The sequence below is a fragment of the Streptomyces sp. NPDC031340 genome (assembly GCF_055569945.1).
The window spans coordinates 19,828-43,397 of sequence record NZ_JBVIIE010000027.1; the positions used below are offsets into that span (position 1 = coordinate 19,828).

Consider the following 23,570-nt stretch of genomic DNA (forward strand, 5'->3'; position numbering starts at 1 on the left):
CACCGGCCGCGCACGGGATGCGGCTCAGCGCGTGACAGCGCTCAGACGTGCCGCACGGGGATGGATTTGGTGTCCGCCGCCTTCTCGGGCACCGGAACCGTGACGGTCAGCACACCGTCCTTGTACTCCGCGGTCGCCTCGTCGCCCTTGGCGCCGGCCGGCAGCCGGACGGACCGGGTGAAGGTCCCGTAGCGGAACTCCGAGTGGTGCTTCTCGGTCTTTTCCTCGCTCCGCTCGGCCCGCAGCGTCAGAACGTCCTCGGTGACGGTGATCTCGACTTCGTTGGCGGGGTCGATGCCCGGCAGCTCCGCCCGCAGCACGTACGCCCCGTCCTTCATGTGCTCCTCGATGCGAATGCCGTGCGTACCCGGCGCCTCGGCCCGGCCGAACAGGTCGGGAAGCGTGGACCAGCCGGGCAGCCGCTCGATCATGCTGCTCATGTCTCCCTCCTCTTCGTCGTCCAACTCCCAGGCTCCTACCGCGGCCCGACGCACGCGTGGGCCGTCCGGCCCCCTACGGGACCCGGTCGGCCCTGTCGGCCCTGTCAGCCTTGTATCCGCCGGTCAGCCCGGTCAGCCCGGTCAGCCGAGCATGCGCTTCCTCCACTGGGGGCCGATCCGCTCCCATTCCGCGGCCCACTCCGCGTACCGCCGCCGGTCCAGCCGGCCGCGCGCCAGCCGCCCGCCGCCGAGCACGAGGGCTCCGGCGCCCAGTCCCGCCGGCACGCCCAGCAGCGCGGCCTGCACCCGGGCCTCCGTGACGCCCGGGGGCTCGGTGACCGGGGTGCCCGTGCGGTCGAGCCAGACGGTGACCCGGGTGCCCGCCGGCTCGCCGGGGTCGACCTTGACGCGGTCGGTGCGCGTGGCGCCGTCGGCGCCCGTCCAGCGCACCCGCGCCCACACGGTCCCGTCGGACCCGTACCCGGTCATGGCCGGCGTGCTGGGGACGTCGTCGACGAGGACGGCCGACACGGGGTGGGCGCTCGCCCGTCGCGCCGCCAGCCCGTCCGTCACCCACCCGCCGACCGCGAGCCCGGTGCACAGGGCCGCGAGCAGGGCGAGGAGCCAGGCGGCCAGGACGATCCAGGCCTCCGCGCGGTCGCTGGGGCGGCGCAGCGGGTTCCGCCGCCACCGCCAGAACCGTACTTTCACCGACCGGGTAGGACGCGCCTTCTTCATGGGAGACACCCCTTCGCGCGTGCCGCGTCAGGTTCCGTTCCCCTCTTGCAACGTCTCACCTCCGGCCGCCGCGGGTCAGGGGCCGACCGGGGCGACCGCCGGGACGTTGGGGCACGCCTGGTGACCCGCCCGGCCCGGCTCGCGGGCCGGGCGGTACCGGCGGACGGTCCGAGGACCGTACGGATCGGGCGGGGCGGGCGGGGCGTCCGGTCAGGCGGGCCGTGCGGGGTGCGCGCCGGGCGCGTCGGGGAGGTCGGGGTCGAGGTCCACCCGGCGGGGCGGGCCCAGCAGCGCGCAGTCGACGTCCACCACGCCCTCCACGGCCCGGGCCAGACGCACGGCGACGGGCACCAGCGCGGTGTCGTGGACCCGTCCGGTCAGCCGTACGACGCCCTCACGCACCCGTACCCGCACCCGCTCGGCCTGGTCGGGGAAGAGCGCGGCGACGACCTCCTGGCGCACCTCCTGCGCGATGTCCTCGTCGGTCCGCAGGAACACGACGAGCAGGTCGGAACGGCTGACGACGCCCTGCAGCACTCCCGACTCGTCCACCACCGGCAGTCGTTTGACGCCGCTCCGCGCCATGGCCCGGGCCGCCTGCGCCAGCGTGTCGCCGGTCCGGGCGGTGACGGCCGGCGCCGTCATCAGGTCCCCGGCGGTCCGGGCGGCGGCCTTGTCCAGATCGGGCGAGCGGCGCAGCCGGGTGTACACGTCGGGGTCGTCGTCCCGGAACTCCTCCTTGGGCAACAGGTCGGCCTCGGAGACGACGCCCACCACACGGTGGCCGTCGTCCAGCACGGGGAGGGCGCTGACCTGCCAGTGGCGCATCGCCCGGACGATCTCCTTGAACGGGGCGCCGTCCGTCACGGCGACGACGGTGCGGGTCATCACATCGCTCACGGTGTGCGGGGTGCCGTACATGATGTCCTCCGGCGCGGCTCGGACGCGGGGTGGCGCGGTGCGCGTGAGCGCCCGTCTTCAGGCTGAGCCACCGGGGCGCGCCGGGCATGGGCCGAGTGGCCCCGACAGGGGATCCCGTGGACACTTCTCGCGGTCGACGGTGCAACCGGCCGGGGAACGAGCACGGAATGGAGAGCGAACGACCGCGGAACGACCACGCACAGGACCGGACAGCATACGGACAGTAGGCGACATTCCGGTGTGTCCGTGGTGTGAAGGCGCTCAGCTGTCCTGGTCGTCGGACGGTGGAGGTGAGGCGGAGGTGGCCGACTTCGTCGATGGGAGGCGGGTTTCCGCAGCGGACGGGCCGCGGGGCTGCCCGTGCGGCGGGCGGGCCCGCGAGGCGCGTGAGGCGAACCATGACATCCCTGAGGTGCCGGGGGCAGACGAGGTTTGTGAGGTCGTCGAGGAGACGCCTCGGGGCGCCGAAGAAAGGTTCCGGGGGCTGCTGGAGGCGGCGCCGGACGCCATGGTGATCGTCGACGACACCGGGACCATCCGGCTCGTCAACGCCCAGACCGAGGCCCTCTTCGGCTACCGGCGCGGGGAACTGCTGGGCCGGCCGGTCGAGTTGCTGATGCCGCACCGCTTCCGCGCCCAGCACACCTTCCACCGCGGCGGTTACGCCGCCAACCGCCAGGTGCGCCCGATGGGGGCCGGGCTGGATCTGCACGGGCTGCGCAGGGACGGCACCGAGTTCCCCGTGGAGATCAGCCTCAGTCCGCTGGAGACCGCGGAGGGGCTGCTGGTGTCCGCGGCGGTGCGCGACGTCAGCGACCGCAAGGCCGCCGAGGCACGCATCAACGAGCTCGCGGCGCTGGTGGAGTCGTCGCAGGACGCGATCCTCGCCAAGACCCTCGACGGGTACATCACCTACTGGAACGCGGCCGCGCAGAACCTGTACGGCTACAGCGCCGAGGAGGCCATCGGCCGCCACGTGTCGATGCTCGCCCCGGCCGAGCTGACGGAAGAGGTCTTCCTGCTGCTGGAGCGGCTGCGGGAGGGCGAGAAGGTCGAGCACTTCGAGACGCTGCGGGTCACCCGCACCGGTGCCCTGCTCGACGTCGACGTCACCCTGTGGCCGACCCGGGACGCCGGCGGCACCGTGGTCGGGGCGTGTGCCATCGTCCGGGACATCAGCGACATCAAGCAGGCGGAGGCCGAACTCACCGCCCTGTACGAGCAGCAGCGGCACATCGCCCTCACCCTGCAGCGCAGCCTGATGGGCACCCCTCCCGCCCTGCCGGGCCTGGCCACCGCCAGCCGCTACCGGCCCGCCACCCAGGGCGCGGGCGTGGGCGGCGACTGGTTCGACCTGATACCGCTGGGCGCCGACCGGGTCGGGGTGCTGATCGGCGACGTCATGGGGCGCGGTCTGGAGGCCGCCGCCGTCATGGGTCAGCTGCGTTCGGCGGCGCACGCGCTCGCCAAGACCGGCATGCAGCCCAGGCAGCTGATGCAGGCCCTGGACACCTGCGTGGCCGACCTCGACGTGCCGGACCAGCTCGTCACCTGCTGCTACCTGGTCATCGCCCCGGACGCCGGGACGGTGACGGTCTGCTCGGCCGGGCACCTGCCGGTGCTCGTCGCGGGCACCGGGGAGACGGTCCGCGGACTGCAGGCCCCGGTCAACGCGCCGCTGGGGGTGGGCGGCGTGCTGTTCCAGCAGTCCTGCACGGCGATACCCCCGGGCGCGACGCTCGTGCTGTACACCGACGGCCTGATCGAGACGCCGGGCAGCGACATCGAGGTCCGGGTCGGTGAACTCACCGTCGTCCTGGACGACTACTTCACCGGCGGCAGGCCGTGCCTGGAGAGCGCGGCCGACCATGTGCTGGCGAGTCTGCTGCCCGACGCGGAGAGCCACAACGACGATGTGACGCTCCTGCTGGCCAGGTTGCCGGCCGCGCCGCTGGCCGCCCTGACGACCGACCTGCCGGCCCTGCCGTCCTCCGTGCCGGAGGCACGGACGTTCCTGCACAAGGCGCTCACCTCGTGGGACTGCGCGGGAGCCGCCGACGAGGCGCTGCTGCTGCTGTCGGAGACGCTGACCAACGCCGTGCAGCACGCGGAGGGTCCCCTCGGCCTGCACCTGCGCCGCACGGCCACCGACCTGACCGTCGAGGTCAGCGACCGCAGCCCGCAGCTGCCCCAGCCGCGCCTCGCCGGTGAGGACGAGGAGTCGGGCCGGGGCCTGCTCCTGGTGCGGGCGCTGGCCCACAGTTGGGGGGTACGGCCCACCGACGAGGGCAAGACGACCTGGTTCACCCTCCGGCTGTGACGGGGTTCGCCGACGCGCCGGTCAGCGCGCCTTTTCGGACGCGCGGGCGGGCGCGGCCACCCCGACCGTGCGGGAGCGGCGCCGGTAGACCAGGTAGGGGCGCGTCAGGTAGCCGAGCGGCACGCTCCAGACGTGGACGAGCCTGGTGAACGGCCAGGCCGCGAAGAGCAGGCAGGCGGTGAGCGCGTGCAGCCGGAACAGCAGCGGGGCGCCGCTGATCGCGTCGGGCTGCGGCTGGAGGCTGAAGACGCCGCGGAACCAGACCGAGACGGTCTCCCGGTAGTCGTAACCGCCGCCGAGGACGTTGTGCGCGGCGGTCGCGGTGATGCCGAGCAGGACGGTGGCGGCCAGCAACGGGAACAGCAGCTTGTCGCTGCGGTCGGTGGTGAGCCGGATGCGGCGGGTCAGCAGTCGGCGGGCGCACAGCATGCCCAGGCCGGTGACCATGGCGAGGCCGGCGACCGAGCCGAGCCAGACGGCGGTGGTGTGGTAGGCGTGCTCGGAGACGCCGGCGGCCTCGGTCCAGGAGGCGGGCACCGCCAGGCCGACCACGTGCCCGGCGATCACGGCGAACGCGCCGAGGTGGAACAGCGGGCCGCCCCAGCGCAGCCATCGGTGTTCCAGGAGCTGGCTGGTGTGGCTGGTCCAGCCGAACTGGTCCTGCCGCCAGCGCCAGACGTGCCCGACGGCGAACACGGCGAGGCAGACGTACGGGAAGGCGACCCACAGCAGCAGGTCGGAGGTGGAGACGTTCATCGCGGGTCTTCCTGACGTGCGGGCGCGGCCAGGGTGGGCGCGGCCAAGGTGGGCGCGGCCTGCTCGGGCGGGACGAAGGTGCCGGGCGGGGCGAAAGCGCCGTAGCCGTACGGGTCCAGGCCCACGTCCTCGGCGGGCGGCCCCTCGGCGGCGAGCCGGGCGACGGCCGCCAGGTCCGCCTCGGTGGGCGGCGGCAGCAGGGTGCGCAGGGCGGCGAGCAGGTGCCGGTAGGGCGAGCCGGCGTCGGTCAGGGCGTGCTGGATCAGTTCCAGCCCGCGCCGGTGCTGCCGCAGCGGGGCCTCGCCCCGCCCGGGACCGGCGAGCGCCGCGAACTCCAGGACGACCGGGAGGTGGTCGGGCAGTTCCCCGCCGTCGACGTCCCAGCCGGCGGCCTTGTAGCGCTGGGCCAGGGCCAGCAGCGCCATGCCGCGGCGGCGGGTGTCGCCGTGCAGGTAGTAGGTCAGGTACAGGCTGCTTTTGCGGCGCAGGTCGAACATCTCGACGTAGTGCCGCTCCAGCGCGTCGGGCTCCTGAGCGGTGAACCAGTCGGTGAAGGCGGTGAGTCCGGTGGCCGCGTCGGACGGCGGCAGCGCGGCCACGGCGGCCGCCAGCCGGTCCCGTCCCGCGGTCAGTTCGGAGTCGGGGTACTGCAGGAGCAGTGACAGCAGGCGCAGCAGCAGGGCGCGGCGCTCGGCCTCCTCGGGCGTCGCCGCGGTGCGGCGGCGGGCGGTCGCGCGGATGCGGGTGCGGACGATCGCCGGGATGGTGGCAGGCAGCGGGGTCATGCACGTCCTCCGTCGGATGCGCGGCGCAGGGTGGGGATGCCGAGCATGACCCGGCGTTCGGACGGCCCGCCGGTGGACTCCACCGGGCAGCGGTTCTCCATGGCGCCGAGGGCGGCCGCGTCCTCCTTGTGGGCGGCCGGGACGACGTACCGGTCGGCGTACTTGGCGACGGCGAGCAGCCGGTGCAGGTCCTCGGCCTCGCGTGCGGTGAGGCCGACGGCGTTCAGCGCCGTGTCGTCGGCGTCCTCGCCCAGGGTGCGGGCGCGCATGTGGGAGCGCAGCGCGGTGAGCTTCATCAGCACTCCGGCCACCACTTCGGCGTCCCCGGCGGTGAACAGGCTCGCGAGGTACTCCAGCGGGATGCGCAGCCGGGTGACGGCGGCGAAGACGTGGTCGGGGTCGTCCTGGTCGCCGCCCGCCGCGCCGACCGCGTCCAGGACCGGGGACAGCGGCGGGACGTACCAGACCATCGGCAGGGTGCGGTACTCCGGGTGCAGCGGCAGCGCCACCCGGTAGCGGCACACCAGGTCGTACACCGGGGAGCGGCGGGCCGCGTCCAGCCAGTCCTCGGGGATGCCGCAGGCGCGTGCGGCGGCGGCGACCTCGGGGTCGTGCGGGTCGAGGAAGACCCCGCGCTGGGCCTGGAGCAGGTCCTGCTCGTCGGGTGTGGCCGCGGCCTCGCCGACCCGGTCGGCGTCGTAGAGCAGCAGGCCGAGGTAGCGCAGTCGGCCGACGCAGGTCTCGGAGCAGACGGTGGGCTGGCCGGCCTCGATGCGCGGGAAGCAGAAGGTGCACTTCTCGGCCTTGCCGGTGGCGTGGTTGACGTACACCTTCTTGTACGGGCACGCCGTCACGCACATGCGCCAGCCGCGGCAGCGGTTCTGGTCGACCAGGACGATGCCGTCCTCGGCGCGCTTGTACATGGCGCCGGACGGGCAGGCCGACACGCAGGCCGGGTTGAGGCAGTGCTCGCACAGGCGGGGCAGGTGGAAGAGGAAGGTCTGCTCGAACTCGAAGCGGACCTTCTCCGCCCACTCGCCGGTCAGGTTGGGGTCGCCGGCCGCGTGTTCGGGGGCGCCGCCGAGGCCGTCCTCCCAGTTGGCGCCCCAGGTGATGGCGGCGGGCCGGCCGGTGAGGACGGAGCGCGGGCGGGCCACGGGCATGTCCTGGCCGGCGGGCGCGTCGACGAGGTTGTCGTAGTCGTAGGTGACCGGCTCGTAGTAGTCGTCGATGGAGGGCAGGTCGGGGTTGGCGAACAGCGACAGCAGCCGCTTGACCCGGCCGCCGGAGCGCAGCACGAGCCGCCCGCGCTTGTCGAGCGTCCAGCCGCCCTTCCACCGCTCCTGGTCCTCGTAACGGCGCGGGTAGCCGACGCCGGGCTTGGTCTCGACGTTGTTGAACCAGGCGTACTCGACGCCGGTGCGGTTGGTCCAGGTCTGCTTGCAGGTGACCGAGCAGGTGTGGCAGCCGATGCACTTGTCGAGGTTCATCACCATCGCCACCTGTGCCATGACGCGCATGTGTCAGTACTCCACTTCCTGGCTGCGGCGGCGGATGACCGTGACCTCGTCGCGCTGGTTGCCGGTCGGCCCGTAGTAGTTGAAGGCGTAGGTGAACTGCGCGTAGCCGCCCGCGAGATGGGTGGGCTTGAGCAGCAGCCTGGTCAGGGAGTTGTGGATGCCGCCGCGCCTGCCGCCGACCTCGGTCTTCGGCACGTTCACGGTGCGGTCCTGGGCGTGGTACATGTACACGGTGCCCTCGGGCATCCGGTGGGTGACCACCGCGCGGGCGGCCACCACGCCGTTGCGGTTGTAGGCCTCGATCCAGTCGTTGTCGCGCACGCCGATCTTCTCCGCGTCGGCGGTGGACATCCAGATCACCGGGCCGCCGCGGGACAGGTCGAGCATGTACTTGTTGTCCTGGTAGTTCGAGTGGATGGACCACTTGGAGTGCGGGGTCAGGTAGCGCACGGTGACCTCCGCCCGGCCGTCCTCGCCCAGGTGCTCGTCGCCGTAGTGCCGGATGGCGTTCAACGGCGGCCGGTAGACGGGGAGTTGCTCGCCCAGCTCGGCCATCCAGTCGTGCTGGACGAAGAAGTGCTGGCGGCCGGTGAGGGTGTGCCATGGCTTGAGGTGCTCGGTGTTGATGACGAACGGCGAGTAGCGGCGGCCGCCTGCCTCGCTGCCCGACCACTCGTAGGAGGTGATCACCGAGCGGGGCTGGCTGCGGGTGTCGGCGAAGGTGATCCGTTCCGCCTCCCGCTCGGCGGCGAGTTCGACGAGGCCCTCGCTGCCGGTCCGGCGCTCCAGCTCGCGGAAGCCCTCCGTCGCGAGCCGCCCGTTGGTGGTGCCGGACAGGGCGAGGATCGCCTCGCACATGTCGGAGGCGGTGGCCAGGGAGGGGCGGCCGGCGGCGACGCCCTCGCGGACGGTGCCGCAGCGGCGGCGCAGCTCGTCGATCTCCCGGCCGGGCTTGACGGTCACGCCCTTGGTGGTGGTGCCCAGGGTGTCCAGGAGCGGGCCCACGGCGCGCATCTTCTCGGCGACGGCGGCGTAGTCCCGCTCGACGGTGACCAGCTTCGGCATGGTCCGGCCGGGGACCGGCGCGCACTCCCCCGCCTTCCAGTCCCGCACGACGCCGCCCGGCTGGGCCAGCTCGTCGGGGGTGTCGTGCAGCAGCGGCACGGCGAGGACGTCGGTGCGGGTGCCGAGGTGCTCGCGGGCCAGTTCGCTGAAGCGGTCGGCGAGGGTGAGGAACGTGTCGTAGTCGGTGCGGGCCTGCCAGGGCGGGGCGATGGCGGGGGTGAAGGCGTGCACGAAGGGGTGCATGTCCGTGCTGGACAGGTCGTCCTTCTCGTACCAGGTGGCGGCCGGCAGGACGACGTCGGCGAGCAGGCCGGTGGAGGTCATCCGGAAGTCCATGGCGACCATCAGGTCGAGCTTGCCCTCGGGCGCCTCGTCGTGCCAGACCACCTCCTGCGGGCGGTGCCCGGGCGGCGTCTCCGCGGAGCGGACCGCCGCGTCCGTGCCCAGCAGGTGGCGCAGGAAGTACTCGTTGCCCTTGCCGGAGGAGCCGAGCAGGTTGGCCCGCCACACGGTCAGCACGCGGGGGAAGTTGGCCGGGTCGTCGGGGTCCTCGACGGCGAACCTCAGCCGGTTTGCCTGGAGTTCGTCGACGATGTGTTCGGCGACCGGGCGTCCGCGCGCGGCGGCCTCGTCGGCCAGGTCGAGCGGGTTGCGGTCGAAGCCGGGGTGGCCGGGGGTCCAGCCGAGCCGCACGGCCTGCGCGAGGGAGTCGGCGAACGCCTTGCCCTTGAAGCGGCCCTCGCCCAGCGGGGAGGCCAGTTCGTCGGGTCCGAAGGCCTCGTAGCGCCACTGGTCGGTGTTGAGGTACCAGTACGAGGTGCCCGCCATGTGCCGGGTGGGCCGCTGCCAGTCGAAGGCGAACGCGAGGTGCTGCAGCCCGGTGACCGGGCGGACCTTCTCCTGGCCGACGTAGTGCGCCCAGCCGCCGCCGTTGACGCCCTGGCAGCCGGTCATGGTCGTCAGCGCCAGGAAGGCTCGGTAGATGGTGTCGGAGTGGAACCAGTGGTTGGTGCCCGCGCCCATCGCGATCATCGAACGGCCCTGGGTGCGCTCGGCGTTGCGGGCGAACTCGCGGGCGATGCGGGCGGCCTGCGCGGCCGGCACGGAGGTGATGGTCTCCTGCCAGGCAGGGGTGTAGGGCCGGGTCGCGTCGTCGTACGACTCCGGCCAGTCGCCGGGCAGTCCGGGGCGGCGCACGCCGTACTGGGCGAGCATCAGGTCGAAGACGGTGGTGACCAGGCGGCCGCCGATGCTGCGGACCGGGACGCCGCGGACCATCGTCGAGCCGCCCTCGGTGGCGCCCTCGTCGAAGCGGGGCAGCGCGATCTCCACCGTGTCCTCGGCCCGCTCCAGCAGCGACAGTTCGGGTACGACGTCGCCGAGGTCGAGGTTCCAGCGGCCCCGCCCGGCTTCCCCCCACCGGAAGCCGAGCGAGCCGCCGGGGACCACCGGATCTCCGGTGGCCCGGTCCAGGAGGACGGTCTTGGACTCGGCGTGCTCCTCGTCGCCGCGTCCGAGGTCGACCGCGGTGAGGAAGCCGTCGGGCACCAGCCCGTGCGTGCCGTGCTCGCGCAGCGTCACCAGGAACGGCGCGTCCGTGAACGTCCTCAAATACTGCTGGAAATAAGGCACTTCGCGGTCGACCAGGAACTCGCGGAGGATCACGTGGCCCATCGCCATGGCCAGCGCGCCGTCGGTGCCCGGGTGCGGGGCGAGCCACTCGTCGGCGTGCTTGACGTTGTCGGCGTAGTCGGGGCTGACGGCGACGACCTTGGTGCCGTTGTAGCGGGTCTCGGTGAGGAAGTGCGCGTCGGGCGTGCGGGTGACGGGGATGTTGGAGCCCCACATCACCAGGTAGCCGGCGTTCCACCAGTCGGCCGCCTCGGGCACGTCGGTCTGGTCGCCGAAGACCTGCGGGGAAGCGACCGGCAGATCGGCGTACCAGTCGTAGAACGACAGCAGCGTGGCGCCGATCAGCGACATGAAGCGGGCCCCGGCGGCGAAGGACGCCATCGACATCGCCGGGATCGGGGAGAAGCCGGCGACGCGGTCGGGGCCGTAGGTCTTGATGGTGTGCACATGGGCGGCGGCGACCAGCTCGCTGACCTCGTCCCAGTCGGCGCGGACCAGGCCTCCCTTGCCGCGGGCCCTCTTGTAGGCGCGCGCCTTGGCCGGGTCGGAGGTGATCTCGGCCCAGGCGGCCACCGGGTCGCCGAGCCGGCGCCGGGCCTCCCGCCACAGCTTCAGCAGCGCGCCCCGGACATAGGGGTAGCGCACCCGGCTGGGCGAGTAGGTGTACCAGGAGAAGGACGCCCCCCGCGGGCAGCCGCGCGGCTCGTACTCGGGGCAGTCGGTGCCGATCGACGGGTAGTCGGTGGCCTGGTGCTCCCAGGTGATGATGCCGTCCTTGACGTACACCATCCACGAGCAGGAGCCGGTGCAGTTCACGCCGTGGGTGGAGCGCACCACCTTGTCGTGCGCCCAGCGGTCGCGGTAGAAGCCCTCCCATGCGGAGTCGCCCTCGCCGAACACCGCTCGTCCGTCCGCCGAGATCTCCCGGCGGGTCAGCAGCCGGCGGGCGGCCAGCGGCCAGCCTTCGGCGCCACGGCCCTGCGGTGGGTGCGCGATCTTGTCGTTCTCCATGAGCCCGGACGCTATGCGCGCCGCGGGCCGTCCCACGTTGGGCCGAACGGCCCCGGCAGGACGCCGTAGGGCCCGGCGTCCGGGGGCCGGTGAGGGCGACTCGGGACAGCCGGCTGCCGGTCGACGCCAGGGGTCGGCGGCCCGGGCGGCCGTCGGACACCGGGCCCGCGTGCTGCTCCCACAGGAGGTCTGAGCTGGGGAAAGGGCCGTTCGGCCCTCGGCGGGAGGCCGCGCAGCCCCTGCCCGGGCGGTCGGCCGTCCCCGGATGCTGGTGGCGGAGGGCCCGTGCCGGAGCGGACCGCGCGGGCGCCGACCCGGGGAGGTGTCGACTGTGGTTCGCCCCGTTGTCGTAGGACTCGACGGTTCCCGCGAGAGCCTCGCCGCCGCCGACTGGGCGGCCCGGGAGGCACTGCGTCGCGGACTGCCGCTGCGACTGGTGCACGCCTACGAGGGCCTGCCCTCCGAGGTGTCGGAACTGCCGGAGCTGGAGGCGCCGCTCTACTGGGCGCGGCGGATCGTGCGTGCCGCCATGGACCGGATCGACGAGCGGTACCCGCAGGTGCACCTGAGCGGCGAGCAGATCGCGCGGCCCGCCGCGGAGGCACTGGTGTCGGCGGGTGACGAGGCCGAGCTGCTCGTCCTGGGCAGCCGCGCGTTCAGCGGTTTCGGCGGCTTCCTGGCCGGATCCGTGGCGCTCGCGACGGTGGCCCACGCGCGGCGGCCCGTGGTGCTGGTGCGCGCCGACCGGACCGCGGCGGACGAGCACGTCCCGGACGCCGAGGGCCGGCCGTCCGAGCGCGAGCCGTACCGCGAGGTCGTGGCCGGGGTGGACACCGCGCACCCCTGCGATGAGGTGCTGAGCTTCGCCTTCGAGAGCGCGACCCTGCGCACCGCTCCGCTGCGGTTGGTGTACACCTGGCAGCCGCCGCGCCTGCCGGGCCCGGCGGACGTCCAGGCCGCCGACGCGGCCCGGGCCGAGGCCGGGCAGGCGCTGACCGCGCTGGTGCGGCCGTGGCGTGAGAAGTTCCCGGCGGTCCGGGTCAGCGAGGTCGTGCGCATCGGGCATCCGGCGCAGGAGCTGCTGCACGCGGCGGCGGACGCCGGGCTGCTGGTGGTCGGCCGGAAGGCCCGTGCGGGCCGGTTCGGCACGCACACCGGGCCGGTCGCCCACGCGATGATGCACCACGTCTGCTGCCCGGTCGCGATCGTCCCGCATGAGTGAGACCGAGCGCCGCATGAGTAAGACACGGGCGCCGCACGAGTGAGACCGAGTGCCGCACGTGTGAGGCAGCGCCGCACGAGTGGCGCGTGAGCGGCGCCCGAGCGGCGCCCGTGCGGCACACGTACGGCACACCGGTGAAAGGAGCATGGGGCCCCGCGGCGGGGACGTTCGGCCCCTGTGGGGGCCGCCCGCCCCGGAGTTACGACTGGAGGGACCAGGGCTCCGGAGGAGGTGCCGTGTTGCAGCTGGGCCAGGAATCGGACCTGTCGCTGCTGGAGGCGGTGCCCGGGCTGACCGTGGACCACGGCATGGTGCGGGTGGCCGAGTGGTGACGGGCCGTCAGGGCACCTTCGCGGGCGGCGACATGGTGCCCGCGGAGCGGACGGTCACGGTGGCCGTGGGGCACGGGAAGAAGGCGGCCCGGCACATCGACGCCTACCTGCGCGGCGCTGCCCGGGAGCCGGGCGAGAAGCACGCCGACCACTGCAAGGGGTGCGGGCTGTGCGTGGCCGAATGCCCCTGCGGCGCGATCGAGATGGTTCCCGAGGAGGATTCCGGTACATGATCCACAGCCCCCTGACGGTGCCCGGACTGCTCCCGCGCATCCCGCTGTTCGCGGGACTGACGCGGGAGCAGCTCACTGTCATCGCCGCGGGCTCGCACGTCCGCGCGGTGGGCCGGGGCACGATCCTGTTCCACCAGGGCGATCCGGTCCGCGGCTTCTTCTTCGTCGTGCGTGGGCAGGTGCAGCTGACGGTGTCGGCGGCCGACGGCGCGGAGAAGGTGCTGGAGATCGTCCCGGCCGGGGAGAGCTTCGGCGAGGCGGTGGTCTTCGACGGGATCACCTACCCGGTCACCGCCACCGCCCTGGTCGACACGGAACTGCTGTCGGTGTCCAGCCGGGCGGTGCTGGACCTGCTGGACCGCGACCCGTCCTTCGCCCGCCGCATGCTGGCCAACATGGCGGTCCGGCTGCGGCGGCTGGTGCGGGACGTGGAGTCGTACTCGCTGCGCACCAGCGAGCAGCGGGTGATCGGGTTCCTGCTGCACGAGGCGCGGGGCGAGGACGGCGGTCAGGAGGTCGTGCTGCCCGCGGCCAAGCAGACCGTGGCCTCCCGGCTCAACCTCACGCCCGAGACGCTCTCGCGCACCCTGCGGGGGCTGTCCGCGGACGGGCTGATCAGCGTCCGGGGCCGGTGCGTCACGCTGCACGACGTGCCCGGGCTGGCGGCCCGGCTCGAGTGGCGGTGATCCCCGTCACGGCGCCGGCTTGACCTGGATCAAGGAACCGTCCGCGCCCCGCGCCTAACGTCACTGACCGTAACGAGCGACCATCTCCCGAGGAGTAGACGCATGTTCTGTTACCAGTGCGAGCAGACCGACCGCACGGGCGAGGTACCCGGCTGCGCGGGCCCGCTGGGCAACTGCGGCAAGGACGAGGCCACTTCCGACGTACAGGACCTGCTGATCCACTCGGTGAAGGGCATCGCCCAGTACGCGAGCCGGGCCCGCGCGCTGGGCGCAGCGGACGACGAGGCGGCGGGCTTCATCCTGTACGCGATGTTCACCACCCTCACCAACGTGAACTTCAACCCGACCCGCTTCGTCGCCCTGCTGCAGGAGGCGGCGGCCGTACGGGACCGGGTACGCGGCCGCTACGAGGCGGCGGCGCGGGAGCACAGCCTGGAACCGGAGCAGCCGGCCGGCCCGGCGCGCTGGCAGCCCGCCGCGGACCTGACGGGGCTGCTGGAGCAGGCGCCCGACTTCCGCGTGGACGCCGGCCTGGACCTGGTCGGCCCGGACGTCGTCGGGCTGCGCTCGCTGCACCTGTACGCCCTCAAGGGCATCTGCGCCTACGCCCACCACGCCCACGTCCTGGGCAAGCACAGCGCGCAGGTGTTCGCCGGGGTGGAGGACGGGCTGGCGTACCTCGCGGGCGAGCCGACGGACGCCGACGAGCTGCTGGAGCGCGCGGTCGGCCTGGGCCGCCTCAACCTGGCGGTGATGGAGCTGCTGGACGCCGCCAACACCGGCACGTTCGGCGCCCAGCAGCCGACGGCGGTGCGCACGACGCCCGTGGCGGGCAAGGCGATCCTGGTCAGCGGCCACGACCTGCGCGACCTGGCGGCGCTGCTCGAGCAGACCGAGGGCACCGGCGTCAACGTCTACACGCACGGCGAGATGCTGCCCGCGCACGCCTACCCGCTGCTGAAGCGCTACCCGCACCTGGTCGGCAACTACGGCGGCGCGTGGCAGGACCAGCAGCGCGAGTTCGCCAAGTTCCCCGGCCCGATCCTGATGACGTCGAACTGCATCATCGAGCCCTACCCGGCCTACCGCCGGCGCATCTTCACCACCGGCCCGGTCGGCTGGCCGGGCGTGCGCCACCTCGGCGACGGCGACTTCTCCGCCGTCGTACAGGCGGCGAAGGCGATGCCGGGCTTCAAGGAGGACGGCGAGGAGCGGTTCATCACGGTCGGGTTCGGGCGGGACGCGCTGCTGTCCGTCGCTGACGACGTGGTCGGCGCGGTGAAGAAGGGCGCCATCCGGCATTTCTTCCTGGTCGGCGGCTGCGACGGCCCGACGGTCGGCCGCGACTACTACCGCGACATCGCGCTCGGCGCGCCCGACGACGCGGTCGTGCTGACCCTCGGCTGCGCCAAGTACCGTTTCAACCGGCACGACTTCGGCGCGATCGACGGCATCCCGCGGCTGCTGGACCTCGGGCAGTGCAACGACGCCCACTCCGCCATCCGGATCGCCGCGGCGCTGGCCGACGCCTTCGACTGCGGCCTGAACGACCTGCCGCTCACGCTCGCTCTGTCCTGGACGGAGCAGAAGGCGGTGGCGGTGCTGCTGAGCCTGCTCGCGCTGGGCCTGCGCGGCATCCACCTCGGCCCGTCGCTGCCGGGCTTCCTGACGCCCACCCTGGTGGGCGCGATGGTGGACCGGTTCGGGCTGCGCATCATCGGCGACCCGCAGGCGGACATCGAGGCGGCGCTGCAGAGGGCCGGGGCATGACGACACCGTCGACGGCCACGGCCGCGGTCACCCTGACCACCGCCGACGGCGAGCGCCTGGAGTTCGGCTGCGCCGAGGGGCAGAGCGTCCTGGAGGCCGCCGCGGAGTGGGGCGCCGCCCTGCCCGCCGCGTGCCGCCAGGGCACCTGCGGCTCCTGCCGGGCGGACGTCACCGACGGCGCCTACGACCTCGGCGCCTGCGCCGCCGACGCGCTGCCGCCCGCCGAACGGGACGCCGGGGGCGTGCTGCTGTGCCGCACCTACCCGCGCGGGGCGTTCAGCGCCGCGCTGCCGTACGACGACTCCCGCATCCTGTACGGCGGGATACCGGTGCGCGAGGGCACGGTCACCGCGCTGGAGACGGTGGCGCGGGACACCGTACGGCTGGAGCTGATGCTGGCGGAGGACGCGGAGCAGGGCGCCGGATTCCAGTTCGACGCCGGGCAGTTCGTCGAGGTGCAGGTGCCCGGCCGGGAGGAGCGGCGGGCCTACTCGCTGGCCAACACCGGCAACTGGGACGGCCGGGTGGAGCTGTTCGTGCGGCTGCGGCCGGGCGGGCTGTTCTCCGGGTACCTGCGCGAGCGGGCCCGGGTCGGCGACCGGCTGACCGTGCACGGCCCGCAGGGTGCCTTCGGGCTGCACGAGACGGGCCTGCGGCCGCGCTGGTTCGTGGCCGGCGGCACGGGTCTCGCCCCGCTGCTGTCGATGGCGCGGCAGATGGCGGAGTGGCAGGAGCCGCAGCCGGTGCGGTTCTTCTTCGGCGTGAACGAGGACGCGGACGTCTTCGGGGAGGACCTGCTGAAGGAGGTGGCGGCCGAGTCGGCGTCGTTCGAGCACGAGATCTGCGTGTGGCGGCCCGGCCCCGGTTGGCAGGGCGTGGCCGGCACACCCGCCGAACGGGTCGCCGAGGCGCTGCGCACGGCGGCCGAGGCACCGGACGTGTACGTGTGCGGGCCGCCGCCGCTGGTGGAGAGCGTGACGGCCGCCGCGCTCGCCGGGGGTGTCGCGCCGGAGCGGGTCTTCCGGGAACGCTTCCTGCCCACCTGAGCGGACGGCGCGAGCGCCCCCGCGGGTCACCGCGGGGGCGCCGTGCCGTGCCGGTCAGACGACGAACTCGCCGACGGCCCTCTTCAGTTCGGCCAGTCCCCGTTTGGCGTCGGTGAAGAACATGCCGGTCTTGGGGTCGGTGTACAGCTCGTTGTCGACACCGGCGTAGCCGTGGCCCATGGAGCGCTTGATGACGACGACGCTCCTGGCCTTGTCGACGTCGAGGATCGGCATGCCGGAGATCGGGTTGCCGGGGCGGCGGGCGATCGGGTTGGTGACGTCGTTGGCGCCGACCACGAGGGCGACGTCGGCCTGCGGGAACTCGGGGTTGACCTCGTCCATCTCCTTCAGCTGGGTGTAGGGCACGTCGGCCTCCGCCAGCAGCACGTTCATGTGCCCGGGCATGCGGCCGGCGACCGGGTGGACGGCGTAGCTGACGTCGACGCCGTGGTCGGTGAGCAGCTTGGCGAGGTCGCCGAGCTCGTGCTGCGCCTGGGCCGCGGCGAGGCCGTAGCCGGGGACGAAGACGACCTTGCGCGCGTACGCCAGCTGGATCGCCACGTCGTCCGCGGAGACCGACCGGACCTGGGCGGGGGCTCCGCCGGCCGCGGCCGGAGCGCCGTCGCCGGTGCCGAAGCCGCCGACGACGACGCCTGCGACCGACCGGTTCATGGCGTCGGCCATCAGCTTGGTGAGGATGCCGCCGGAGGAGCTGACCAGCATGCCCGCGATGATCAGCGCGGTCTCGCCGAGCACGAAGCCGGCCATGGCGACCGCGGAGCCGGTGAAGGCGTTCAGCAGGGCGATCACGACCGGCATGTCGGCGCCGCCGATGGGCAGCACCATCGTCACCCCGAACAGCAGCGCGACGGCGACGAGCCCGAACAGGGCCGTACGGGAGTCCGGGGCGAGCACCAGCCGGACGGTGCCCGCCAGGAAGGAGGCCGCCAGCACCGCGTTGAGCAGCCGCGCGCCGGGGAAGACCACCGGCGCACCGGGGACGAGGCCCTGCAGCTTGCCGGCCGCGACGAGCGAGCCGGAGAAGGTGACCGCGCCGATGACGATGTCCAGCGCGGCCGGCAGGGAGACCCGCGCGCCGAGCGCGGCCGGATCGCCGGCCTGCAGCAGGTCGGCGACCGCGATGAGCGCGGCCGCCCCGCCGCCGACGGCGTTGAAGAGGCTGACCAGCTGCGGCATGGCGGTCATCTTGACCTCGCGGGCGGCGTACAGGCCGAGCGCGGCGCCGACCAGGCCGCCGCAGGCCAGCACCAGCCAGCCGGTCCGGGTGATGGTGCCCTGGTGGGCGACCAGCCACACGGTGGCGGCGATCGCGACGGCCATCCCGCAGGCGGAGACCGTGTTGCCGCGGCGGGCGGTGCGCGGGTGGTTCATCAGGTGCAGGCCGAGCACGAAGCAGACGGCCGCGGCGAGGAAGACGTAGTGGACGGCGTCGGAGACGGTGCCCATGGCGGTCACTCCCGCGCCTTCTCGTTCTTCGCGCCGCTCTTCGTGCCGGCGTCGTCCCCGGGGCTCGGCCTGACCCTGAACATCTCCAGCATCCGGTCGGTGACCGCGTATCCGCCGACGACGTTCATGGCGCCGAACACCATCGCCACGAAGGCGAGCGCGTAGCCGAGCCAGGTGTGCGAGCCGGCGGCGATCAGCATGGCGCCGATGACGACGATGCCGTGCACGGAGTTCGAGCCGGACATCAGGGGGGTGTGCAGGGTCGCCGGGACCTTGCTGATGACCTCGACGCCGACCAGGACGCTCAGCACGAAGACGGTGATCGCGGTGAGGAGATCGAGGTTGTTCATGCGGGGGCTCCTGCCGTCAGCGCGGCCGTGATCTCGTCGGCCGGGTCGAGGACGAGTTCTCCGTCGCGCACGAGGTGGCGCAGCAGCGCGACGAGGTTGCGGGCGTAGGCCGTGGACGCGGCGGTCGCCATCGTGGACGGCAGCCGTCCGGCGCCGATGACGGTGACGCCGTTGTCGAGGACGGTCGTCCGGTCGGGCTCGGACGCCTCGACGTTGCCGCCGAATTCGCTCGCCGCGAGGTCGACGACCACGGAACCGGACTTCATGGCCCGCACCGCGGCGGCCGTGACCAGCAGCGGCGGCTCGCGGCCCGGTACCTGGGCGGTGGTGATCACGATGTCCGACCGGGCGATGTGCGCGTCCAGCGCCGACCGCAGGGCCGACTGCTCGGCCTCCGTCAACTCGCGTGCGTAGCCGCCCCGTCCGGCGCCCTGGCCCCGCGTCGGCAGGGCCGCCACGTCCAGGAACCGGGCGCCCAGCGACTCGATCTCCTCCCGCGACTCGGGGCGGACGTCGTAGGCGGTGACGACGGCGCCGAGGCGGCGGGCGGTGGCGACGGCCTGCAGTCCGGCCACTCCGGCGCCGAGGACGAGGACCTGCGCCGGGCGCATGGTGCCCGCCGCGGTGGTCAGCATCGGGAAGAACCGGTCGTAGGTGTCGGCGGCGAGCACGGCCGCCTTGTAGCCGGCGACGTTCGCCTGGGAGGTCAGCGCGTCCATGGACTGGGCGCGGCTGAGGGTGCGCGGCAGCAGGTCGAGGCTCACCGTGCGCACCCCGCGCTCGGCCAGCGCCGAGACCAGGGCGGGCCGGCGCAGCGGTTCGAGGAGGCCGATCAGGACCTGTCCGGCGCGCAGCGACTCGGCGGCCTCGGCGTCCGGCGGGCCCACGCACAGCACGGCGTCCGCCCTGGCGTACAGCTCGTGCGCCGGCACGACGGCCGCGCCGGCCTCCGCGTAGTCGGCGTCGGCGAACCAGGCGCCGGCCCCGGCCCCGGTCTCGACCAGGACATCGATCCCGGCCCGGCGCAGCAGGGTGACGGCCTCGGGGACGAGGGCGACACGGCGCTCGCCGGGCGCCCGCCCCCGTACGGCGCCCACGGTGACGGTTCCCATGATCCGCTGCCTCTCGTCGTGGCCCGGTGCGCCGGGCGCCGGGTCAGAACTCGAACACGAGCCGTGCCTCGGCCCGTCCCGCGAGCACCTCCTCGAAGGAGTCGTTGACCTCCTCCAGCCGCCGCGGCTCGGCGACGACCTGGGTGCGTCCGGCGGCGTGCAGGGCGAACACCTCGGCCAGGTCCTGGCGGGTGCCCACGACGGAGCCGATGACGGAGATGCCGCCGAGGACGGTGTCGAAGACGGGCACGCCGATCGCCGCGTCACCGGCGGGCAGCGCGACCATGACCAGCCGTCCGCCCCGGTTGAGGGACCGGTAGGCCTGCTCGTACGCCGTGGGCGAGGCGGCCAGCACGACGGCCACGTCCGCGCCGCCGGCCCGCTTGATCTCCTCGACCGGGTCGTGGGTGCGGGCGTTGACGATCTCGTCGGCGCCGAGCCGGTGGGCCAGGCCCAGCTTGTCGGGTTCGAGGTCGACGGCGGTGACGAGGCCGCCGACCAGTCGCGCGTACTGCAGCGCCAGATGGCCGAGGCCGCCGATGCCGAAGACCGCGACGCGCTCGGCCGGGGTCACCCGGGCGACCTTGATCGCCTTGTACGTGGTCAGGCCCGCGCAGGTCAGCGGGGCCGCCTCGAACGACGGCACGCCGTCGGGGACCGCGACGACCGCGCCGGCGTCGGCGACGACGTACTCGGCGAAGCAACCGTCCACGGAATAGCCGGGGTTGACCTGCTTCTCGCACAGGGTCTGCCGGCCGGAGACGCAGTAGCGGCAGGTGCCGCAGGAGGAGCCGAGCCACGGGACGGCGACCCGCCTGCCGACGAGGTCTTCGCCGACGCCCGCGCCGACGGCCGTGACGGGGCCGACGCCCTCGTGGCCGGGGACGAACGGCGGGCTGGGCTTGACCGGCCAGTCGCCGTGGGCGGCGTGGATGTCGGTGTGACAGAGCCCGCAGGCCTCCGTCTTCACCAGCACCTGGCCGGGACCGGGCTCGGGGACGGGCAGGTCGCGGATCTCCAGGGGCTTGCCGAAGTCGGTGACGACCGCTGCCTTCATGGTCTGCTCCTCAACTGGTCCGCTTGCGGGGGCGCTCGGAGCCGGGTCGCGAGGAGCGGCGGGTTCCCGTTCCCGGCCGCGGAACGGTGAGCAGCCGGGGCGCACCATCGCCTGCGTCCCGGTGACGTGCCGAGCGTCCACGGCACCTCCCGCGTGCCTTGCCTACCCGGTCCGGTCCACCAGCCTCACGCGCGCGCGGCGCGGGCAGCAGAGGCCGAAGGACCCCGCTCACGGGGCCGCTCGGACCCCGCGCCGCCGACCGGCCGGAGCCTCTTCCCTCCCGGACCCCGCCTTGCGGAACCACTCGGCGAACCTGGCGGTGAGCAGGGGGCCACTCGGCCGACCGCCCGCCCCCGGTCGGCCGACAAGGAACGACATCCTGTACCTACTAGTATGTACACTCCTTGCATGGATACTGCGGAACGCCTCATCGAAAGCACTCGCGAACTGCTGTGGGAACGTGGTTACACCGGCACCAGTCCGAAGGCGATCCAAGAGCGGGCAGGGGCCGGACAGGGCAGCATGTACCACCACTTCGCCGGTAAGCCGGATCTGGCACTCGCTGCGATTCGCCGCACCGCCGAGGAGATGCGCGCCAAAGCCGAAGCACAGTTCTCCGCTCCGGGGACCGCCGTTGACCGCGTCACCGCGTATCTGCTCCGGGAACGGGACGTCCTCAAGGGCTGCCCCATCGGACGTCTCACCCAGGACCCGGACGTCATGGGAGCCCCGACACTGCGGGCCCCGGTCGACGAGACCCTGGCCTGGCTGCGCGAGCGCCTCGCCGAAGTCCTGGCCGAGGGGCGCGAGCGCGGCGAGTTCAGTACCGCGCTGGATCCCCGGACAGTCGCGGCAACGGTCGTCGCGGTTCTTCAGGGCGGCTACGTCCTTGCCCGCGCCGCAGACTCCGTGCAGCCGTTCGACCAGGCGATCGCCGGGGTGCTGAGCCTACTGGCCGCACACCTCTCCACTCCCTGAACGTAAAGGAGTCCATCCTTCATGCGCATTTCCCACGCACCGCAAGCCACTGCCGTCGCGCCGCCCGAATGGGTTTCCGGTGCGGCATGGGTGGACGAGATCGCCGCTCCCGAGGGCTCGTCGCGCTACCGGGTGGACCTCGTGCACTTCGCCCCCGGCGCCCGCACCGTTTGGCATTGCCACCCCCTGGGCCAGACACTTCTCGTCACCCAGGGAACCGGGCTCGTTCAGTGCCGGGGCGGAGAGGCGCACATCATCCGAGCGGGCGACAGTGTGCGCATCGCGCCGGACGAGTGGCACTGGCACGGAGCGTCTCCCACCACCTTCATGACACATCTGGCCATAGAGGAGGTCGCCGAAGACGGCTCCGAGGCCGAGCGTGGCTCCCAGGTCACGGAGGCCGAGTACACCGCCGGCCCGTTCGCCCACTGATCCTTCACCAAGAAAAGGAAACGCCTTCGTGTACGCCAAGCAGTACGAGATCACCCTGCCCGCCGACTACGACATGAAGATCATCCGCACACGTGTAGCCGATGGCGGCCACGCCCTCGACGACCGCTCCGGACTGGGCCTGAAGGCGTATCTCATCCGCGAGCGCGGCATCGACGGCTCGCCGGTGAACCAGTACGCCCCCTTCTATCTGTGGAATGACACCGGCGCGATGGCCCACTTCCTGGTCGGCGGAGGCGGCTTCCAGAACATCATCCGCGACTTCGGCCGCCCGGTCGCCCGCCATTGGACCGGCATCGCCTGCCACACGGGTCCCGCTCGGACGGCACCTCCCAAGGCGGCATCGCGCCGCCTCACGGCGATACCTTCCGAGGCCGACCCGGACGGCACGGGGATGGGCCTGTCCGCACTGATCGAACGGGAAGTCGAGCAACTGCGACGCTTCTCGCGTCATACTGACGTGCACACCGCCGCACTGGCCGTCGACCCCCACCACTGGCAGCTGCTGCGATTCGTGTTGTGGGCAAACACGTCCGCGCCGGACGAGGACGCGACCGAGCGCTACGAGGTTCTGCACCTGTCCGCCCCCGGTCTGGATCTGCTGCCGGAGGGGCAGGACTGGTAGTGCATGCACGCGTTCGGGCGAGCCGTCGCCGGCCATGATGCGGGCGCGCAAAACGTAGCGGCCCAGGCAGCCGGGCCGTGCCTCCGAGGCAGCCCTCCTCGACCGGGGCCGGCACGGCTGATCGCCGAGACCACCACCGGCCCCACCGAGTACCCGGCCCCCGCGGTCGCCCACCCCACAGGGTCTGGGATCGCCGGAGCCGTCAGGCGCTTCTCCTCAATCGGGGGCCGACCGGGAACCGAGCCGTCGTCCTCCTCCGGCGGCGGCCTCGACCAGCACGTTCACGAGTTCCCCGGGCATCGACAGCATGGGGTAATGACCGGTGGGGAGTTCGAAATACGTCGATCTGTCGTCGAGAAGGCCCGCGACCCGTGGGTCTCCGGCAGAGTGCAGGGCGCGTAGCAACGCGAGGTCGATTCCGCCCGCGGTACAGAAGATCTTGGTGGTCGGGAGATCTTCGGCACCGCCGGTCAGAACGAGGGGTTCCGTGAACGTGGCGTAGGGGTGCGGGGCTGCAAGGCGGCGCAGCCTGTCCAGCGCCATGGCGTCGAGGCCGGCGAGGTTGCCCCAGTCCGGCAGGGCGTCCGCTTCCGGCAGGGGGAAGCGCCACCCGTCGCCTCGGGTCTGTACCTGCCCTTGCAGTGCGGACTTCTGTTCGGGGCTGAGGAAGGCGTCGACGACGCTTTGGCCATTGCGCGGCATGCCGGTGTCCAGGAACACGATTCGGCCGACCGACCGCGGTCGGCGGTCAGCCGCTCCGAGAGCCGGGAAGATCCCGTAGCTGTGGCCCACGAGCACGGTGTCCGGCGTCTCGCTGGTGTCGAGAATCGAGACGACGTCCTGGATGTGGGTGCTCAGCCCCACGGCCCGGGAGGCCAGGTGCCGGCGCTCACCGAGTCCTGTCAGGGTCACAGGCACGGCCTGATGGCCGCGACGCGTCAACTCCGCGACGACCTCGCTCCACGCCCAGCCGCCCAGCCAGGCACCTGGCACCAGTACGAACAGCGACACAACACACCTCCTGCCCGGTGCGGGACACCCCGCACCCGGTTCT

At 73.0% G+C, this 23,570-nt stretch carries 21 protein-coding genes; 9 read left to right on the forward strand and 12 right to left on the reverse strand.

Annotated elements, in window-relative coordinates; translation table 11 throughout:
• Positions 1-41: 41 nt before the first annotated feature.
• From ACZ5GT_RS21775 to ACZ5GT_RS21785, 3 genes are all read right to left on the reverse strand, one after another.
• On the reverse strand, positions 42-440 hold the full coding sequence (locus ACZ5GT_RS21775; RefSeq protein WP_469027476.1) for an Hsp20/alpha crystallin family protein: 399 nt from the start codon (positions 438-440) through the stop codon (positions 42-44).
• 141 nt (positions 441-581) lie between these two features.
• Positions 582-1,178, reverse strand: coding sequence for an Rv1733c family protein (locus ACZ5GT_RS21780; protein ID WP_469027481.1), 597 nt, complete (start codon positions 1,176-1,178; stop codon positions 582-584).
• 210 nt (positions 1,179-1,388) lie between these two features.
• On the reverse strand, positions 1,389-2,099 hold the full coding sequence (locus tag ACZ5GT_RS21785) for a CBS domain-containing protein (RefSeq protein ID WP_469027484.1): 711 nt from the start codon (positions 2,097-2,099) through the stop codon (positions 1,389-1,391).
• Positions 2,100-2,511: 412 nt separating this feature from the next.
• Here ACZ5GT_RS21785 and ACZ5GT_RS21790 point away from each other — a divergent pair, with 412 nt between their 5' ends.
• Positions 2,512-4,419, forward strand: a complete 1,908-nt coding sequence (locus tag ACZ5GT_RS21790; RefSeq protein ID WP_469027487.1) for a PAS domain S-box protein — start codon at positions 2,512-2,514, stop codon at positions 4,417-4,419.
• A 21-nt stretch (positions 4,420-4,440) separates the two neighbouring features.
• On the opposite strand, the gene narI is transcribed toward ACZ5GT_RS21790, so the two are convergent.
• Genes narI through ACZ5GT_RS21810 form a run of 4 tightly spaced genes read right to left on the reverse strand, consistent with a single transcriptional unit; the run spans position 4,441 to position 11,188 of the window.
• Entirely contained in the window at positions 4,441-5,175 is a 735-nt protein-coding gene (gene narI / locus ACZ5GT_RS21795) for a respiratory nitrate reductase subunit gamma (protein ID WP_469027490.1), read from the reverse strand.
• A complete protein-coding gene (gene narJ, locus ACZ5GT_RS21800) occupies positions 5,172-5,960 on the reverse strand; it encodes a nitrate reductase molybdenum cofactor assembly chaperone (RefSeq protein WP_469027495.1) in 789 nt (262 codons plus the stop codon). The genes narI and narJ overlap by 4 nt, the downstream gene beginning before the upstream one ends.
• Entirely contained in the window at positions 5,957-7,480 is a 1,524-nt protein-coding gene (gene narH, locus ACZ5GT_RS21805; RefSeq protein ID WP_469027498.1) for a nitrate reductase subunit beta, read from the reverse strand. The genes narJ and narH overlap by 4 nt, the downstream gene beginning before the upstream one ends.
• 3 nt (positions 7,481-7,483) lie before the next feature.
• The gene (locus ACZ5GT_RS21810; RefSeq protein WP_469027502.1) at positions 7,484-11,188 is read right to left on the reverse strand and encodes a nitrate reductase subunit alpha; all 3,705 of its coding nucleotides are present in this window, start codon (positions 11,186-11,188) and stop codon (positions 7,484-7,486) included.
• 331 nt (positions 11,189-11,519) lie between these two features.
• Between ACZ5GT_RS21810 and ACZ5GT_RS21815 the strand changes: the two genes are divergently transcribed.
• The 5 genes from ACZ5GT_RS21815 to ACZ5GT_RS21835 all read left to right on the forward strand — a co-directional run bounded on the left by ACZ5GT_RS21815 (position 11,520) and on the right by ACZ5GT_RS21835 (position 16,477).
• The gene (locus tag ACZ5GT_RS21815; protein WP_469027505.1) at positions 11,520-12,410 is read left to right on the forward strand and encodes a universal stress protein; all 891 of its coding nucleotides are present in this window, start codon (positions 11,520-11,522) and stop codon (positions 12,408-12,410) included.
• A gap of 328 nt (positions 12,411-12,738) precedes the next feature.
• Positions 12,739-12,975: a 4Fe-4S binding protein gene (locus ACZ5GT_RS21820; protein ID WP_469027512.1), complete on the forward strand. Its 237-nt coding sequence runs from the start codon at positions 12,739-12,741 to the stop codon at positions 12,973-12,975.
• Positions 12,972-13,661, forward strand: a complete 690-nt coding sequence (locus ACZ5GT_RS21825; RefSeq protein ID WP_469027519.1) for a Crp/Fnr family transcriptional regulator — start codon at positions 12,972-12,974, stop codon at positions 13,659-13,661. The genes ACZ5GT_RS21820 and ACZ5GT_RS21825 overlap by 4 nt, the downstream gene beginning before the upstream one ends.
• A 102-nt stretch (positions 13,662-13,763) precedes the next feature.
• On the forward strand, positions 13,764-15,431 hold the full coding sequence (hcp, locus tag ACZ5GT_RS21830; RefSeq protein ID WP_469027525.1) for a hydroxylamine reductase: 1,668 nt from the start codon (positions 13,764-13,766) through the stop codon (positions 15,429-15,431).
• Positions 15,428-16,477, forward strand: a complete 1,050-nt coding sequence (locus tag ACZ5GT_RS21835; RefSeq protein ID WP_469027527.1) for a 2Fe-2S iron-sulfur cluster-binding protein — start codon at positions 15,428-15,430, stop codon at positions 16,475-16,477. The genes hcp and ACZ5GT_RS21835 overlap by 4 nt, the downstream gene beginning before the upstream one ends.
• Positions 16,478-16,531: 54 nt before the next feature.
• Here the strand turns inward: ACZ5GT_RS21835 and ACZ5GT_RS21840 are convergent, their stop codons facing one another.
• The 4 genes from ACZ5GT_RS21840 to ACZ5GT_RS21855 are packed head-to-tail and all read right to left on the reverse strand — an operon-like array spanning position 16,532 to position 20,463.
• Complete coding sequence (locus tag ACZ5GT_RS21840) at positions 16,532-17,944, reverse strand: NAD(P)(+) transhydrogenase (Re/Si-specific) subunit beta (protein WP_469027529.1); 1,413 nt, start codon at positions 17,942-17,944, stop codon at positions 16,532-16,534.
• Between the two features lie 5 nt (positions 17,945-17,949).
• Positions 17,950-18,294, reverse strand: coding sequence for an NAD(P) transhydrogenase subunit alpha part 2 (locus ACZ5GT_RS21845; protein WP_469027531.1), 345 nt, complete (start codon positions 18,292-18,294; stop codon positions 17,950-17,952).
• Positions 18,291-19,406: an NAD(P) transhydrogenase subunit alpha gene (locus tag ACZ5GT_RS21850; RefSeq protein ID WP_469027534.1), complete on the reverse strand. Its 1,116-nt coding sequence runs from the start codon at positions 19,404-19,406 to the stop codon at positions 18,291-18,293. Before ACZ5GT_RS21850 ends, ACZ5GT_RS21845 begins: the two co-directional genes overlap by 4 nt.
• 43 nt (positions 19,407-19,449) lie before the next feature.
• Entirely contained in the window at positions 19,450-20,463 is a 1,014-nt protein-coding gene (locus ACZ5GT_RS21855; protein ID WP_469027536.1) for a zinc-dependent alcohol dehydrogenase, read from the reverse strand.
• 408 nt (positions 20,464-20,871) lie between these two features.
• On the opposite strand from ACZ5GT_RS21855, the gene ACZ5GT_RS21860 reads away from it, so the two are divergent.
• From ACZ5GT_RS21860 to ACZ5GT_RS21870, 3 genes are read left to right on the forward strand one after another with little or no spacing between them, the layout of a single operon-like run.
• A complete protein-coding gene (locus tag ACZ5GT_RS21860; protein ID WP_469027539.1) occupies positions 20,872-21,441 on the forward strand; it encodes a TetR/AcrR family transcriptional regulator in 570 nt (189 codons plus the stop codon).
• Positions 21,442-21,462: 21 nt separating this feature from the next.
• Positions 21,463-21,873: a (R)-mandelonitrile lyase gene (locus tag ACZ5GT_RS21865; RefSeq protein ID WP_469027544.1), complete on the forward strand. Its 411-nt coding sequence runs from the start codon at positions 21,463-21,465 to the stop codon at positions 21,871-21,873.
• A 28-nt stretch (positions 21,874-21,901) separates the two neighbouring features.
• Positions 21,902-22,516 carry a DUF4865 family protein gene (locus ACZ5GT_RS21870; RefSeq protein ID WP_469027549.1) on the forward strand — a complete coding sequence of 205 codons (615 nt, stop codon included), beginning with the start codon at positions 21,902-21,904 and terminating at the stop codon, positions 22,514-22,516.
• Between the two features lie 216 nt (positions 22,517-22,732).
• On the opposite strand, the gene ACZ5GT_RS21875 is transcribed toward ACZ5GT_RS21870, so the two are convergent.
• Positions 22,733-23,527, reverse strand: a complete 795-nt coding sequence (locus ACZ5GT_RS21875) for an alpha/beta fold hydrolase (RefSeq protein WP_469027553.1) — start codon at positions 23,525-23,527, stop codon at positions 22,733-22,735.
• Positions 23,528-23,570 lie beyond the last annotated feature (43 nt).

Bases quoted from the DNA above. Each gene is read 5' to 3' on its own strand.
- ACZ5GT_RS21855 (WP_469027536.1), bottom strand. From the start codon at position 20,463: ATGAAGGCAGCGGTCGTCACCGACTTCGGCAAGCCCCTGGAGATCCGC.
- ACZ5GT_RS21835 (WP_469027527.1), top strand. From the start codon at position 15,428: ATGACGACACCGTCGACGGCCACGGCCGCGGTCACCCTGACCACCGCC.
- ACZ5GT_RS21780 (WP_469027481.1), bottom strand. From the start codon at position 1,178: ATGAAGAAGGCGCGTCCTACCCGGTCGGTGAAAGTACGGTTCTGGCGG.
- ACZ5GT_RS21785 (WP_469027484.1), bottom strand. From the start codon at position 2,099: ATGTACGGCACCCCGCACACCGTGAGCGATGTGATGACCCGCACCGTC.
- ACZ5GT_RS21810 (WP_469027502.1), bottom strand. From the start codon at position 11,188: ATGGAGAACGACAAGATCGCGCACCCACCGCAGGGCCGTGGCGCCGAA.
- ACZ5GT_RS21850 (WP_469027534.1), bottom strand. From the start codon at position 19,406: ATGGGAACCGTCACCGTGGGCGCCGTACGGGGGCGGGCGCCCGGCGAG.
- ACZ5GT_RS21860 (WP_469027539.1), top strand. From the start codon at position 20,872: ATGGATACTGCGGAACGCCTCATCGAAAGCACTCGCGAACTGCTGTGG.
- ACZ5GT_RS21825 (WP_469027519.1), top strand. From the start codon at position 12,972: ATGATCCACAGCCCCCTGACGGTGCCCGGACTGCTCCCGCGCATCCCG.
- ACZ5GT_RS21840 (WP_469027529.1), bottom strand. From the start codon at position 17,944: ATGGGCACCGTCTCCGACGCCGTCCACTACGTCTTCCTCGCCGCGGCC.
- narI (WP_469027490.1), bottom strand. From the start codon at position 5,175: ATGAACGTCTCCACCTCCGACCTGCTGCTGTGGGTCGCCTTCCCGTAC.
- ACZ5GT_RS21865 (WP_469027544.1), top strand. From the start codon at position 21,463: ATGCGCATTTCCCACGCACCGCAAGCCACTGCCGTCGCGCCGCCCGAA.
- narJ (WP_469027495.1), bottom strand. From the start codon at position 5,960: ATGACCCCGCTGCCTGCCACCATCCCGGCGATCGTCCGCACCCGCATC.
- hcp (WP_469027525.1), top strand. From the start codon at position 13,764: ATGTTCTGTTACCAGTGCGAGCAGACCGACCGCACGGGCGAGGTACCC.
- ACZ5GT_RS21775 (WP_469027476.1), bottom strand. From the start codon at position 440: ATGAGCAGCATGATCGAGCGGCTGCCCGGCTGGTCCACGCTTCCCGAC.
- ACZ5GT_RS21845 (WP_469027531.1), bottom strand. From the start codon at position 18,294: ATGAACAACCTCGATCTCCTCACCGCGATCACCGTCTTCGTGCTGAGC.
- narH (WP_469027498.1), bottom strand. From the start codon at position 7,480: ATGCGCGTCATGGCACAGGTGGCGATGGTGATGAACCTCGACAAGTGC.